Source organism: Aeromicrobium sp. SORGH_AS_0981 (genome assembly GCF_031453195.1).
In the GTDB taxonomy this organism is placed as follows: domain Bacteria; phylum Actinomycetota; class Actinomycetes; order Propionibacteriales; family Nocardioidaceae; genus Aeromicrobium.
Map to the genome: position 1 here is coordinate 126,506 of NZ_JAVIZD010000001.1, position 14,050 is coordinate 140,555.

Annotated in this window: 13 protein-coding genes; 3 read left to right on the plus strand and 10 right to left on the minus strand. The window is 72.8% G+C overall.

What is annotated here, in order from left to right:
* Positions 1 to 15 precede the first annotated feature (15 nt).
* On the plus strand, positions 16 to 378 hold the full coding sequence (locus QE370_RS00685; protein ID WP_253021608.1) for a hypothetical protein: 363 nt from the start codon (positions 16 to 18) through the stop codon (positions 376 to 378).
* A gap of 139 nt (positions 379 to 517) precedes the next feature.
* On the opposite strand, the gene QE370_RS00690 is transcribed toward QE370_RS00685, so the two are convergent.
* The 5 genes from QE370_RS00690 to QE370_RS00710 form a co-directional block, all read right to left on the minus strand.
* Complete coding sequence (locus QE370_RS00690; protein WP_309633053.1) at positions 518 to 1,210, minus strand: hypothetical protein; 693 nt, start codon at positions 1,208 to 1,210, stop codon at positions 518 to 520.
* A gap of 94 nt (positions 1,211 to 1,304) precedes the next feature.
* The gene (locus tag QE370_RS00695; RefSeq protein WP_309633054.1) at positions 1,305 to 2,567 is read right to left on the minus strand and encodes a solute carrier family 23 protein; all 1,263 of its coding nucleotides are present in this window, start codon (positions 2,565 to 2,567) and stop codon (positions 1,305 to 1,307) included.
* 58 nt (positions 2,568 to 2,625) lie between these two features.
* Complete coding sequence (locus QE370_RS00700) at positions 2,626 to 4,452, minus strand: FAD-dependent monooxygenase (RefSeq protein ID WP_309633055.1); 1,827 nt, start codon at positions 4,450 to 4,452, stop codon at positions 2,626 to 2,628.
* Positions 4,437 to 5,084, minus strand: coding sequence for a VOC family protein (locus QE370_RS00705; RefSeq protein ID WP_309633056.1), 648 nt, complete (start codon positions 5,082 to 5,084; stop codon positions 4,437 to 4,439). The genes QE370_RS00700 and QE370_RS00705 overlap by 16 nt, the downstream gene beginning before the upstream one ends.
* Positions 5,085 to 5,103: 19 nt before the next feature.
* A complete protein-coding gene (locus QE370_RS00710) occupies positions 5,104 to 6,075 on the minus strand; it encodes a fumarylacetoacetate hydrolase family protein (RefSeq protein ID WP_309633057.1) in 972 nt (323 codons plus the stop codon).
* Positions 6,076 to 6,226: 151 nt separating this feature from the next.
* Between QE370_RS00710 and QE370_RS00715 the strand changes: the two genes are divergently transcribed.
* Entirely contained in the window at positions 6,227 to 6,793 is a 567-nt protein-coding gene (locus QE370_RS00715) for a TetR/AcrR family transcriptional regulator (RefSeq protein WP_309633058.1), read from the plus strand.
* 12 nt (positions 6,794 to 6,805) lie between these two features.
* Here the strand turns inward: QE370_RS00715 and QE370_RS00720 are convergent, their stop codons facing one another.
* From QE370_RS00720 to QE370_RS00740, 5 genes are all read right to left on the minus strand, one after another.
* On the minus strand, positions 6,806 to 7,294 hold the full coding sequence (locus tag QE370_RS00720; RefSeq protein WP_253021622.1) for an Lrp/AsnC family transcriptional regulator: 489 nt from the start codon (positions 7,292 to 7,294) through the stop codon (positions 6,806 to 6,808).
* A gap of 75 nt (positions 7,295 to 7,369) precedes the next feature.
* Entirely contained in the window at positions 7,370 to 9,700 is a 2,331-nt protein-coding gene (locus QE370_RS00725; protein WP_309633059.1) for a transketolase-like TK C-terminal-containing protein, read from the minus strand.
* 249 nt (positions 9,701 to 9,949) lie between these two features.
* The gene (locus QE370_RS00730; protein ID WP_309633060.1) at positions 9,950 to 10,372 is read right to left on the minus strand and encodes a hypothetical protein; all 423 of its coding nucleotides are present in this window, start codon (positions 10,370 to 10,372) and stop codon (positions 9,950 to 9,952) included.
* 9 nt (positions 10,373 to 10,381) lie between these two features.
* Entirely contained in the window at positions 10,382 to 10,942 is a 561-nt protein-coding gene (locus QE370_RS00735; protein ID WP_309633061.1) for a hypothetical protein, read from the minus strand.
* Positions 10,939 to 11,433 carry a hypothetical protein gene (locus QE370_RS00740; protein ID WP_309633062.1) on the minus strand — a complete coding sequence of 165 codons (495 nt, stop codon included), beginning with the start codon at positions 11,431 to 11,433 and terminating at the stop codon, positions 10,939 to 10,941. Before QE370_RS00740 ends, QE370_RS00735 begins: the two co-directional genes overlap by 4 nt.
* 69 nt (positions 11,434 to 11,502) lie before the next feature.
* Here QE370_RS00740 and hrpB point away from each other — a divergent pair, with 69 nt between their 5' ends.
* The gene (gene hrpB, locus QE370_RS00745) at positions 11,503 to 14,028 is read left to right on the plus strand and encodes an ATP-dependent helicase HrpB (protein ID WP_309633063.1); all 2,526 of its coding nucleotides are present in this window, start codon (positions 11,503 to 11,505) and stop codon (positions 14,026 to 14,028) included.
* Positions 14,029 to 14,050: the final 22 nt, after the last annotated feature.

The window sequence follows — 14,050 nt, forward strand, 5'->3', positions numbered from 1 at the left end:
CCCTAGACTGGCGCGATGAGCGAGACGACCGCCGACCTGCTCGGCATCGGCGAGGGCTTCCGCGTGTGGGCCGTGGGCGGGACGACTGCGGTGACGTCGCTGCTGCGCCCGCTGCCCGAGGGCGTGGAGGTCTTCGACCACGACGCCGACGACCTCGACGCGACCGTGCTGCTCGCCGACGACCTCGACGTCCTGGCCGACCAGCTCGACGACACGCTCCCGCGGCTCTCGACCGTCCCGCTCGTGTGGGCCTGCTTCCCGGTGGCCACGGTGTCGCCGGAGACCGTCGGGGAGGCCGTGCACGACCACGGCTGGGGTGCCACGGCACCCCTCATGCTCGACGAGACCCACGCCGCCATGCGGCTCGCGCAGGACTGAAGGCGCCCCGCCGGCGACAGAGAGGTCGCGGGGCGCGTCGCGGCGGTGGCTGGCGCGCGTCACGCAGGCTCGATGACGCGCGCCAGCCACCGCTGAGGCTCCCGGAGGACGACGTCGACGCCCTCCGGTCAGACCCGTCCTACACGGCGTCGGGCAGCCACACCTGGTAGCCGGTGTAGGCCGTCGTGCCCTCGGCAGCACCCTTGCGGTGCTGGGCGATGTGCACGTGGTCCTCGTGGCGGATCGTGGGGCTCGAGCTGGTGCTGCACGGTCCGTAGGGGCGCACACCCTCGTCGGCGCGGGCCGCCGTCCAGATCTTGCAGTTCCAGATGATCTCCTGCACGCCCCACCGTTGCGCGAGGCCGGCGGGCACCGCGTTCTTGTCCTTCTTCGTGAAGGCGTAGAAGATCGCGTCGCCGGCCTTCTTCTGCGCCGCGTTGTTCACGTTGACGAAGTGGTCTACCGCGCGGCCTTCGGCGTGGAGGCTCCACTCGTTGCTGTTGGCGATCTTGCGGCAGTCGTAGAGACCGCTGGCGCGGGTGGTCGGGAAGTAGTGCTGCAGGTAGTTCTTGAGCCGGATCGTGCCGGGCTGTGTCTTGCCGGCGCAGTAGGTCGACCGGTTGCTGCCGAGCCCGTCGATCCCACCCCGGGTGACCCGGTTGTCTCCGGGGCCGATCTGGCTCGGGTCGTAGCCGGGCTTCACCGTGACCCACCGGCCGCCGGCGGCGTCAGGCTCGGCGGCCTGCGACGACGCGGCCGGGCCGGCCACCAGGGCCAGCGGCGCGACGACCGCCGCGAGGGTCGTGAGCAGCTTCTGTCGGGACGTGGACATCGGTCCTCCTTCGCGTGGCCGGTCCGTCCGTCCACCCAGCAGAGGTTCGTCGCGGTGGCTGCGAGACCGCTGCGACGCGACTGCGAACCAGGCGTCAGGCCCGACGACGCCGCTTCTCGACGAAGGTCATCACGTGGAACACGACGAGCGCGGCGATGGTGCCGAGGGCGATGCCGTTGAACACCATGTCGCCGACCTTGAGCTCGGGGTTGCCGATGCCGATGACGAGGGCGATGCCGGCGGTGAGCTGGTTCACCGGGACCGAGAAGTCGACGTGGTTGTCGATCCAGATCTTGATGCCGACGATGCCGATGAGGCCGTAGAGGGCGATGGTGACGCCGCCGAGCACGCCCGTGGGGATCGTGTTGATCAGCGCCCCGATCTTCGGCGAGAACGACAGCAGGATCGCGATGGCGCCGGCCACCCAGTAGGCGGCGGTCGAGTAGACGCGCGTGGCGGCCATGACGCCGATGTTCTCGCCGTAGGTCGTCGTGCCCGAGCCGCCCCCGGCGCCGGCGATGGTGGTGGCGATGCCGTCGGCCAGCAGCGCGCGACCGGTGCGCTCGTTGATCGTGTCGTCGCCGGTCAGCTGCGCGACGCTGCGCACGTGGCCGACGTTCTCCGCGATCAGCACGAGCACCACGGGCAGGAACGCGGGGATGAAGACCCAGCTGACCTCGGGGGTGCTGAAGTCGGGCAGCCCGAACAGGTCGGCCCGCCCGACGGGCTTGAAGTCGAGCGCGCCGGTGACGGCCGCGTAGACGTAGCCGGCGAGCACACCGACGATGATCGACAGCCGTCCGACGAGACCCTTGAACACGACGACGGTGAGCACCAGGACGACGAGGGTGACGACCGCCATCCAGGGCCCGGCCTTCGCGTTCGTGACGGCCGTGGGCGCGAGGTTGAAGCCGATGAGCGCCACGATGGAGCCCGCCACGACGGGCGGCATGAGGGCGTTGATCCAGCCGATGCCGGTCCGGACGACGATCGCGCCGACCACGGCGAGGAGCACGCCCGTGACGAGGATGCCGAACATGGCCACCTCGATCGACGCACCCGATGCGGCGACCGCGCCGATGGGTGCGAGGAACGCGAACGACGACCCGAGGTAGCTGGGCAGCCGATTCTGCGTGAGGACGAGGAACAGGATCGTCCCGAGGCCGGAGAAGAACAGCGTGGCCGTGACCGGGAACCCGGTGATCGTCGGCACCAGGAACGTCGCGCCGAACATCGCCACCACGTGCTGCGCACCGAGCCCGATGGTCCGCGGCCACGTCAGCCGCTCGCCCGGCCGGACGATCTCGCCGTCGGGGATCGTCTTGCCGTCGTGGTGCAGGGTCCAGTTCAGGGGCATGGGGGGATTCTGGCGGAACGACGGCTCCCGCCGCGCACCGCCCTCGCGTCCTCCGAGGTCAGCGGGCCGCCCCGGCGTGCACCCCGGCCCCCGCCCAGAGGGGTCCCCACGACCGGTGCAGGAACAGCGCCAGCCTCACGCCTGATTGCAGCGGCGACTCGCCCGAGCGCCAGACGACGTGCCCGTCGGGACGCACCACCACGGCACCGCGCTCCCCCACCTCGAGGAGCCGGACCGCGTCGGGTCGCGGGCCGGCCGGTCGCACCTCCCGCACGGCCACCGAGAGGGGCAGCCGCTCCGCCGACGCCTCGACCCACGACTCCCACCCGTCGGGGTCGAACGTCAGCAGGGTGAGGCCGCGGTCCTCGACGAGCGCGTGGACGGAGCGTCCGTCGTCGAGCGGCAGGTGCGGCAGCCTGCAGCCGGGCCAGGTGGTGGGTCGGTGCCGCAGGACACCCTCGTCGACCACGGGCTGGGCTCCGGGCTCGCGGTCCACCAGCCGGCCAGCGTAGGCGTACCCGAACTCCAGCCCGGTGGCCACGAAGTGCTCGATCTGGCCCGGCACGGTGTCGACGACGTGCTGTCGGGCGCGCTCCCCCGCCGCCGTGATGCCCCGGAGGGCAGCGGTGCGCCCGAGCTGCAGGCGGGTGGCGCGCTCGGCGAGAGGCGCCATGACGCGGGCCGGTAGCCACGAGAGCGGCGGGCTGCTGACGGCGCGTGTGGCCTGCAGCAGCGACCGGTTGGTGACCCCCACGACCTTCGTGACCTCGTCGAGCCGCAGGTGGTTCGCGACGCTGTACTCCGCGAAGCGCTGCACGACCGGGCGCCGCTCCTGCTCGTAGGTGTCGAGCAGCGACGTGCTCGCCTCGCCGCTCAGCACGGCGTCGAGCTTCCAGGCCAGGTTGTCGGCGTCCTGCACGCCGCTGTTGAGCCCGAAGCCGCCCGTGTGCGGGAAGCGGTGCGCCGCGTCGCCGACGAGGAGCAGACGACCTCGACGGAACGAGGTGGCGACCTGCGAGGTCATCTCCCACGTGCCGGTCGAGCGGATCTCGACGTCGTGGTCGCGGCCGAGGACGGTGGGCACCATCCGCTCCCAGTAGGTCCGGCTCGACTGCGCGACCTCCTGCCCCGGGTGCAGGTAGACCGTCATGAGGACGTAGCAGTCGTCGGCGTGGGCGATCATCACGCCGGCGAAGTCGGGCCGGTAGATCCAGGTGAGCAGCGGTCGCGTCGCGCCGGCCGGGTAGAGACCTGGGGCGCGGAAGAAAGCGCTGCCCATGCGCGCGAGCACGGGGCCCTCGAGCCGCAGGCGGGCGACGTCGCGGAGTCGGCTGTTGGCGCCGTCGGCCGCCACGACGAACGCGCTGTCGACGTCCTCGCGACCGAGGTCCGACGACAGGCTGACGCGCTGCGTGCCGCCCGGGAGGACGGTCAGGTCGTCGACCTCGACACCACGCACGAACGTCACGAGCGGTGCACGGTCGAGCGCGGCCCACAGCTCGCGCATCAGCTGGTGCTGGCCCACGTGGGAACGCAGGTACGGGCTGTACGTCCGCACCGCGGCCACCTCGTCGGCCTCCTCGAGGAAGTTCAGGTCGGCGATCGGGTCGTGCAGGTCCGACGCCCACCGGATCGTGCCCAGCTCCGACAACGGCGGGCTCAGGGCGGCCACCGTCGACGCGAGCAGCGGGTCGGCCTTCTCCCAGATCTCCAGCGACGTCGCGTTCACGACGTGGGCCGCGGGATGCGTCAGGGGCCGACGTCGTCGCTCGAGGACGGTGGTGGCGATGCCGCGGCTGGCCAGCAGGAGAGCGAGGGTCGAGCCGGCCGCGCCCGCACCGACGATCGTCACGGGCGGGCCGGGCACCGTCAGAGCGTCTTCCACGTGATCGTCTTCTTGTTGGTCCGCGGCTTCTGCCCGGGCGGGGTGCCTGCTCCCGGCACCAGGAGGTCGGCAGGGTCGTCGCCCCGGCGCAGCCGGGCGAGCAGGTAGTCGGGGTCGAACATCGTGCCGATCGGGTTCTTCTCGAACGCCTCGGTGCCGAAGAAGGCCGCCGTCTCCTCGATGGTCGAGAAGTTGTCGACTTGGAACTCCAGACGGATGCCGTCGGGGTCCTCGTAGTACAGCGACGTGGTCGGTCCGTGGTTGATGGCCCAGACCGGGTCGATCCCGCGACCCTTCAGCCGCTCGTAGGTGTCGAGCAGCTTCTCGATGGAGAGGAACTGCACGGCGAGGTGGTCGACGCCGTAGATCTTGCGGCGGTACCGCGCGAACGGGAACAGGAACCGCACGAAGCCGGGCACGCCGATCAGCGCCAGCCGGTGGTGCTCGTGGTCCCAGCTCAGGAACGTGAGCTCGGAGTCCTCGTGCACGACGCGCGCGCCGAAGACAGTGGCGTACCACTCGGTCATCTCGCGACGCCGCGCCGTCTTGACCACCCAGTGGGCGAGGAAGTCGGGTGCCTCGTCCCAGGGACCGGGGGTGCGCTCGGCGGTGCGCTCGTCCTGCTGTGCCATGGTCGTCCTCTCGGGGGCGTTAGACGTCGCGCGGGGCGACGATGGTGGTGCGCTGGGTGCCGAGGTCGGCGGCGCCCCGCGGGTGGCTGATGGACGCCGTGACGACGTCACCCGGCGCCAGGTACGGCTTCTTCAGGTTGGTCCGCACGAACGCCTGCCAGAGCCGACGTTCGCCGAGGATCGCGGTGGCCAGACGGCGCACGACCGCTGGCGGCGACCCGGCGGTGATCCCGGACGGCGTGCCGGTGAGCAGGAGGTCGCCGGGATCGAGGTCGCAGAAGGTGCTCAGCTCGGTGAGGGTCTTGGCCGGCTTGTGGAGCAGGTGGCGGGTGTTGTCGTGCTGGCGCACCTGGCCGTTGACCGCGAGCGTCAGGTCGAGCTCCTCGACGAGACCCATCTCGTCCCGCTCCAGGACGGTGAGGAAGGGCCCCACCGGGCAGAAGCCCCGGTAGCTCTTGCCCTTGAGGAACTGGCCCTGCGGCAGCTGCACGTCGCGGGCGGAGAGGTCGTTGGCCACGGTGACGGCGAAGACGTGGTCGGCGAGGTTCTCGCGCGTGACGGTGACCGGGCCGCGCACACGGCTGCGCAGCACCAGGGCCAGCTCGATCTCGTAGTCGAGCAGGCGCACGTGGGCCGGCCGCACGACGTCGTCGAACGGTCCGGTGACCGACGCGTCGGTCTTGTCGAAGAACAGGTTGAAGTCGAGGGCGTCGGGGTCCATCCCCGACTCGATCGCGTGCTCGCGGTAGTTCACGCCCTGGCACATCACGCGGCACGGCGTGGTGACCGGCGAGAGCACCTCGACGTCGTCGAGCGCGACCGAGCCGGACTCGCCGACGCGGGCCCGCCAGTCGTCCTCGCCGTGCTCGACGAGGTCGCCGGTGGTGGCGTAGGCACCGTCGAGCGGAGCGACGAACCCGTCGACACCGAGCACGCCCCAGGCCGGGTCGGCGGACGCGGCGGTCCGGTATCGCAGCAGGTTGGTCGCCACAGGTGCTCCTTCGTCGGCGGGTCTGCCGTCGACCGTACGCCGGAGTTTGATCGTCAGTCAAGAACTTGACCAGTCGTCAAGAACGCGCCGTGTGACCTAGGGTGATGCCGTGACGACGCAGGACCACGGACGGACACCGAGACCACCCCGCGTGGACCGACGGCAGGCACTTCTCGACGCCGCCATCGCCCTGTTCGTCGAGCGTGGCTACGACGACGTGGGCGTCGGCGACGTCGCCGCGCGCGCAGGCGTGGCGCACGGGCTCGTGTCGTACTACTTCGGCGGGAAGCGCGGGATCGCGGCCGAGGCGCTGAGGCAGGTGCTCGCCGAGGTGAGCGCGCACCAGGCGCCTCGCCCCGACGAGACCACCGTGCGGGAGCGGCTCGAGGGCTTCGTCGGGCGCCACCTGGAGTTCCTCGCCACGTTCCGCGAGGGGTACCTCGCGCTCCTGCACGGCGCCGCCGCGGCGCAGCCGGAGGTGCGGCAGCTGCTGCGCGAGGCGCGCCTGGAGGGCGCGGCCACCGTGGCCGGGATCGTTGGCCTGCCGCAGCCGCTCACGCCGCTGCACCGGGTGGCGATGAGCAGCTGGGTGGCCGTCCTCGACACGTGCGCCGAGGAGGTGGCGGCCGACGACACCCTCGACGTCGCCACGCTCACCACGTGGGCGGTCGACGTGCTGCTGACCAGCCTCGACGCCCTGCCCGAGCCGCCGGCCTGACGTCTGCTCCGGTCAGTCGTCGAGGTCCTCGCCGCGGGCCCAGTCGCGCATGACGATGAGCGTCTTCGTGTGCGTGGTGCGTCCGGTGCGGCGGATGCGGTTGACCACCCGCTGCAGGTGGTCGACGTCGTGCACGCGCAGGCGCACCAGCACGTCGGGGTCACCCGCGATCGTGAAGACGTTCTGCACCTCCTCGATCCCGCGCAGCAGCTGCTCGAGCTCGCCGGTCTCGGTGTCGCCGGTGAGCCGGATCTCGGTGAACGCGTCGAGGTCGCCGGCGGCCCGGTCGTCGATGACGGTCACGTAGCCCCGGATCACGCCGATCCGCTCGAGGCGGTCGATCCGGCGGCTGACCGGCCCGGGCGACAGGTTGACGGCGCGCGCCAGCTCGCTGACAGGAGCCCTCGCGTCGCGGCGCAGCAGGTCGAGCAGCCGGCGGTCGACGTCGTCGAGACGTGCCGCCCGTGGGGTCGCCCGCGACCCGTCGCCGGACTCCGGCATCACGCACCTCCCTGTCGGAGCACCCAGGGTAGGGCAGCCCTGCCGCCGGCCAGCCGTGTCGGCGCCCGCGGCCGCTCAGCGTCCGGCGAGGGTCAGCGCGGCGTCGACGATGGAGGCGGTGTCGATGCCGTGCAGGCGGTAGGCCTCGTCGACGTCGCTCGACTGCCCGAACTCGCGCACGCCCAGCCCGACCAGCCGGTCGCCGCGCAGGCCCGCCAGGAACGACAGCGTGTGCGGGTGGCCGTCCAGCACGGTGACGAGCGGGGCAGGGTGGGCGGCCGGGAACAGCACCTCGGCGATGTCGCTCGCGTGGTGAGCGCCGACGCGACCCCGCGCGTCGAAGGAGCGGTAGACGAGGTCGGGGCTGGTCAGGCACACGACGCCGGCCCGGACACCGACGGACGCGAGCCGGTCGGCGGCGGCCAGCACCTCGGGCATGATCGCGCCCACGCCGACGAGCGTGACGTCGTCGCCTCCCGCCGGGTCGCCCAGCCGGTAGCCGCCCGCGACCGCGTGCCGTCGACGTCGCTCGAGCAGGTCGGGGTCGTCGGGGAGGCGAGCAGCCGCTTGGTCGAGCGGGCGGGTGGACAGCCGGAAGTACGCGGACGAGCCGCCGGGCCTGCCGACCTGTCCCATCGCGGCGAGCAGGCACCACTCGAGGTCCTGCGCGAACGCGGGCTCCCACGCGACGCAGCCGGGCTGCTCGAGCCCGATCGACGGGGTGGTGATCGACTGGTGCGCGCCGCCCTCGGGCGCGAGCGTGACACCCGAGGGAGTGCCGACCAGGATCGACTGGCCGCCGGCGTACATGCCGTACGACCACGGCTCGAGCGCCCGGGCGACGAAGGGGTCGTAGAGCGTCGCGAGCGGGATGAGCCGCTCGCCCCACCGGCTCCAGGTGGTGCCGAGCTCGCCGAGCAGGCCCACCAGGTTGACCTCGGCGATGCCGAGCTCGATGTGCTGACCTCCGGTGCCCTCGGCCCAGCGCAGCGTGCGCTGCGCGTCGTCGGCGAACCAGTCGCGTCGGTCCTGCGCCGACCAGACACCGGTCTTGTTGATCCAGCCGCCGAGGTTGGTGGAGGAGGCGACGTCGGGGCTGCAGGTGACGACCTTCCCCGCGACCTGGGGCGCCTCGCGCGTGAGGTCGACGAGGAACCGGCCGAGTGCGGCCTGCGTCGACACCGGGGCGCGGTGCGACCGGCCCAGGGCCACGGGCAGGGCGTCGACGGTCGGTGTGGCGACGGGCTCGCGGCGCAGCGCCTCACCCCGTCGGCGGCAGAGCTGGTCGGCGGCGGAGCCGGGCTCGAACGCCCGCCACGGGTCGGCGCGGTCGGCACCGACCTCCGCAGCGTAGGCGTCCATCTGCTCCTCGGTGAGCAGAGCGGAGTGGTTGGCCGGGTGGCCCTCGATCGGCAGCCCGCGGCCCTTGATCGTGTAGGCGAGGACGACCGTCGGTCGGTGCGCGTCGACGTGGCGGAACGTGTCGACGAGGAGGTCGAGGTCGTGGCCGCCCAGGTCGCGCACGGCCTCGGCGAGGTTCGCGACGGACAGCGACCCGACGAGCGCCGTCAGCTCCGCGCTGGCGTCGTCGCCGAGGATGCGGTCGGGCAGCTCGGCCGGGTCGGCGCGCAGCATCCGCTGGTACTCCTCGTTGGGCATCGACTCGAGCCTGCGGCGCAGGTCGGCGCCTCCGGGGCGCTCGAAGAGGGACGTGATCGTCCGGCCCCACGCCAGGGTGAGCACCTGCCAGCCCGCGGCCTCGAACATCCCCTCGAGGCGGTGGACCTGAACGTCGGGCACGACACGGTCGAGCGACTGGCGGTTGACGTCGACCACCCACAGCACCTCGCCGAGCCCGGCGACGGCAGGGTCGGCGACGGCCTCCCACACGGCACCCTCGTCGAGCTCCGCGTCGCCGACGAGGCTGATGAATCGTCCCGCGGGGGCGACGTCGGGGACGCGCGAGTCGAGGTAGCGGTGCGCGAGCGCCGCCCAGATCGCCGCGGTCGCGCCGATGCCGACGGAGCCGGTGGAGAAGTCGACGGTGTCGGGGTCCTTGAGCCGACTGGGGTAGCTCTGCAGGCCGCCCTTCTCGCGCAGCCGCCCGAGGTAGGAGGCGTCGAGGTCGCCGAGCAGGTAGTTGACGGCGTGCAGCACCGGCGACGCGTGCGGCTTGACCGACACCCGGTCGTCCCGCTCCAGCTCGGAGAACCACAGGGCGGTCATGATGTCGACCATCGACGCGCTCGACGCCTGGTGCCCGCCGACCTTCACGCCCGACGTGTTCGGCCGGCCGTGGTTGGCGGCGTCGACGATCGCCGTGGCGATCCAGCGGACGCGCTCGGCCACCTCCCGCAGGGTCGCGGAGGTGTCGGCGGACGTGGGGGCAGGGAGCAGCTCGGTCATCGGGGCCTCGCTCGGTCGCAGGACGGGCGGTCGCCCAGCGGGTCGCCGCGAGCCTTCTGGGCCCGCGTCCACGACCACGTGGCGTACCGCGACGGCGTCCGGGGATCGCCCGGAGGTCCAGGGTGGGGTCGCGTCGCCGGCGCGCGCCACGATCGAGGGCGGATGCTCCCTCGAACGATTGATCATTGCTTGCAGCAGCGCTCATCCAGATTGATTCGCTCGCGGTGCGCACGGATCGGTGGTGCAGGTTCAGCCGTCTGGGCCGTCCTGGGAGGCGAGGATCCTGCGCCGCAGCTCGTCGAAGACGTCCGAGTGCAGCGGGTCGTCCCCCTGACCTGCACCCCACGGCGTCGACCACTCTCCGCGCACCCACGACGGCACCGCGCCCGGGTCGAGGTGGCAGCCGGTGAGACGCTGCGCCTCCACGACGTCGCCGAGGTCCATCCCGTCCTCGACCCGCTGCCAGCCGATGCCGTCGCCGCCGCGGGTGTAGACCAGCCACGTCGGCGCGTCGTCGTCCGTGTCGCAGGGGCAGAGCCAGATCGCGTGCGACGCCATGACACGCCCCGCCCGTCGCTCGACCTCGCCCGACGACCGCGACGCTGCCGCGTCGAGCAGCTCCTCCACCGGCCCGACGCTCGGGTCCATCGAGACGCGCCGACGGGAGGGCATGCGCTCAGGCTAGGGGGCGAGGTCGGCGGGACCAGGATCTGCGAATCGTGCGAGCGCGTCGATGTAGCGACCGCCGATGTAGATGCTCACGACCTCGTCGTACTTCCACCGGTCGTCGGCGTCGGCCCACGTCCCGTCGGCGTCGATGAAACGATGCCTCGCCTGCTTCCTGCCGGCCTTGAGGAGCCGGCCGATCATGAGCGCCTCGTCGCCGTCGTCCTCGACCGCGAAGGCGCTGAAGGGATGCAGCCCTGCGGCCAGGATCAGGAGGTCTCGCGCGTCGGCCCCGGTCGGGATCGCGAACGACGCGAGAGACTGCTCGAGCCGCTCCAGCGCTCGCGCGACGTAGGTGCTGTGCGCGTCCCGCACGGCAGAGATGTCCTGGACCCGCAGCAGCACCACGCCGTCGACGTAGACACCGTCGGCGAGCACCTGCAGGGCGACCCAGCCTTCCGAGAGACTCAGCACGAAGCCCCTGTCGTCCTGGCCGAGACTGTCGCGCACCAGGTCCACGACGCGTCCACTCCCGACGGCCCGCTCGAGACGTCGCCGCACCTTCTGGGGCTTCATCGGGCCAGTATCGCGGCAGCCGACCCGCAGGCCTCCATCTCGGACCCGCCGCACACCTGCGCCGTCTGTTCGATCAACGAGAGCTCACCGGCGAAGATCCTGCGGTTCAGCTCGTCGTAGACATAGGAGTCCTCCGGGAAGTCGGCCAGACCGCGACGCCATGGTCTGGGTCGCTCGCCGCGGAGCCACATGAGCACTCCCTCAGGATCGGGGTGGCAGCCGGTCAGGTGCTCCGCGTCGATCACGTCCTCGATGTCCACCTGCTCCGGGATGCGCTGCCACCCGACCCCGTCGTCGCCGACGGCGTAGATCAACCACGTGGGGGCGTCATCGAAGGTCTCGCAGGCGCACAGCCAGAGCGCGTGCGGGGCCACGACACGCCCCGCCCGCGACTCCACCTCGCCCGTCGACCGCGACGCTGCCGCATCGAGCAGCTCCTCCACCGGCCCGACGCTCGGGTCCATCGGCGGGATGTACCGACCTCGTCTCACGGGTCTCACGCTAGTGCTGCCAGGCCCCGGAACGGTCCGCAGGCGGGGGACGTCCGGCACACTGCACACGTGCCCGACCCGCTCCACAGCCTCCTCGCCGCGCCGCCCGACCTGCCGGTCGTCGCGGGGCTGGCCGCGCTGGACGAGGCGGTGCGAGGTCGGGGCGTCGCGGTGGTCCAGGCTCCGCCCGGGACCGGCAAGACGACGCTGGTCCCGCCTGCGGTCGCGGTGACCGTGGAGGGTCGCGTGGTCGTCACCCAGCCGAGCCGGATCGCCGCCCGCGCTGCTGCGCGGCGGTTGGCGCACCTGCTCGGGGAGCCGGTCGGCGAGACCGTCGGGTACGCCGTCCGCGGTGACCGGAAGTCGAGTCGGCGCACGCGGGTCGAGGTCGTCACCACCGGGCTCCTGCTGCGACGCATCCAGCACGACCCCGAGCTGGCCGGCGTCGGCGCGGTCGTGCTCGACGAGGTGCACGAGCGGCACCTCGACGCCGACCTGACCCTCGCGCTGCTCGTCGACGTGCGCGCCAACCTGCGCGACGACCTCGTCCTCGTCGCGATGTCAGCCACCGTCGAGGCGGAGCGAACTGCAGGGTTGCTGGCCTCGGTCGAGGAGCCGGCGCCGGTGGTCGACGTCCCAGGCGCCCTGCATCCGGTGCAGTCAGTGTGGTGTCCGGCGCCTCCTGGCGTGCGGCGCACCGACGACCGCGGCATCACCCCGGCCTTCCACGACCACGTTGCGGCGACCGTCCGCCGCGCGCTCGCCGAGCACGAGGGCGACGTGCTCGTCTTCGTGCCGGGCGTCGCGGAGGTCGACGCGACCATGCGACGGCTGCACGACGTCGACGCCGACGTGCACCCCCTGCACGGACGCCTGCCGGGCGCGGAGCAGGACCGTGCCCTCAGCGCGGGTCCGCGTCGCAGGGTCGTCGTCTCGACGGCGGTCGCGGAGTCGTCGCTGACCGTGCCGGGCGTGCGCGTCGTCGTCGACGCCGGCTTCTCCCGCGAGCCGCGCACCGACCACCGCCGCGGACTGTCGTCGCTGGTGACGGTCGCGGTGAGCAAGGCGGCAGCGGAGCAGCGGGCGGGCCGCGCCGGACGTCTCGGACCGGGTGCCGTGCTGCGCTGCTGGTCGAAGGAGGAGCACGCTCGCCTGGCCGACCACCCGGAGCCCGAGATCGCCACCGCCGACCTCACCGCGTTCGCGCTGGAGGTGGCCTGCTGGGGCAACGACGACGTGCGCGACCTGGCCCTGCTCGACCAGCCGCCCGAGCACGCCCTGGCCACGGCACGGCAGACGCTGCTCGAGCTCGGCGCGACCACCGACGACGGACGGGCGACCGCCCGCGGTCGCGTGATGGCGGGCGTGCCCGTCGACCCGCGCCTCGCGCGAGCGCTCATCGACGGGTCGGCGCTCGTCGGGGCCCGACGCGCGGCCGAGGTGGTGGCGATGCTGGGCGAGGACGTCCGCGCACCCGGCGGGGACCTCGTCGCCGCGCTCCGCTCGCTGCGGTCGGGCCACCGGTCGGGGTCGTGGCGCGAGCAGGTGAAGCGGCTCGAGGCCATCGCGAAGGAGCACGCGAACGAGGCGACCGGCGCGCGGTCGCTCACCGACGACGTCGCCGTCGGCCTGGTCGTGGCCCTCGCCCACCCCGACCGCATCGCGCGGAAGCGCGCGGGCGGATCGGCGTACCTGATGACCGGCGGCACCGGCGCTGCCTTCGACCCCCGCGACCCCAGTCCGCTGTCGGGCTTGGAGTGGCTGGCTGTCGCCGACGCCGACCGACGGTCCGGGGAGCGCGAGGCCCGCATCCGCTCGGCCGCGCCCCTCACCGAGGACCTCGCCCTGGAGGCAGCGGGATCGTCGTGGACCGAGGTCGACGAGGTCACCTGGGCCGACGGTCGGGTGCGGGCACGCCGCCGCACGCTGCTCGGCGCGATCGAGCTCTCGTCGGTCCCGATCACGGACCCACCGGCCCGCGCGGTGACCGCAGCCATCCGGGAGGCGTTGGAGGTCGAGGGCATCGACCTGCTCACCTGGTCGGACTCGGCCACCGCCCTCCGCGCCCGTCTCGACTTCCTCCACCGAGCCATCGGCGACCCGTGGCCCGACGTCGGCGACGACGCCCTGACCGAGACCCTCGAGTCGTGGCTCGGGCCGCAGCTCGCACGCGTCCGCTCCGCCCAGGACCTCCGCCGCATCGACGTCACCTCGGCCCTCCGCGCCCTCCTCCCCTGGCCCGACGCGAGCCGACTCGACGAGCTGGCCCCCGAGCGGGTGGAGGTCCCCAGCGGATCGAGCGTGAGGATCGACTACACCCAGGAGCAGCCCGTGCTCGCGGTCCGGCTGCAGGAGGTCTTCGGCTGGACCACGACGCCGACCCTGGCGGACGGCAGGGTCCCCGTGCTGCTGCACCTGCTCTCCCCCGCCCGACGCCCGGCTGCGGTCACCGCCGACCTCGACTCCTTCTGGGACAACGGCTACCCGGGCGTCCGGGCCGACCTGCGTGGTCGGTACCCGAAGCACGCGTGGCCCGACGACCCTCGCAGCGCACCCGCGACCCGACGGACGAAGCCGACGCGCGACCAGCGGTGACGCCGTCCGCCGTGGCGACGAT

Bases quoted from the DNA above. Each gene is read 5' to 3' on its own strand.
- QE370_RS00685 (WP_253021608.1), top strand. From the start codon at position 16: ATGAGCGAGACGACCGCCGACCTGCTCGGCATCGGCGAGGGCTTCCGC.
- QE370_RS00690 (WP_309633053.1), bottom strand. From the start codon at position 1,210: ATGTCCACGTCCCGACAGAAGCTGCTCACGACCCTCGCGGCGGTCGTC.
- QE370_RS00695 (WP_309633054.1), bottom strand. From the start codon at position 2,567: ATGCCCCTGAACTGGACCCTGCACCACGACGGCAAGACGATCCCCGAC.
- QE370_RS00705 (WP_309633056.1), bottom strand. From the start codon at position 5,084: ATGGCACAGCAGGACGAGCGCACCGCCGAGCGCACCCCCGGTCCCTGG.
- QE370_RS00720 (WP_253021622.1), bottom strand. From the start codon at position 7,294: ATGCCGGAGTCCGGCGACGGGTCGCGGGCGACCCCACGGGCGGCACGT.
- QE370_RS00725 (WP_309633059.1), bottom strand. From the start codon at position 9,700: ATGACCGAGCTGCTCCCTGCCCCCACGTCCGCCGACACCTCCGCGACC.
- QE370_RS00730 (WP_309633060.1), bottom strand. From the start codon at position 10,372: ATGCCCTCCCGTCGGCGCGTCTCGATGGACCCGAGCGTCGGGCCGGTG.
- QE370_RS00735 (WP_309633061.1), bottom strand. From the start codon at position 10,942: ATGAAGCCCCAGAAGGTGCGGCGACGTCTCGAGCGGGCCGTCGGGAGT.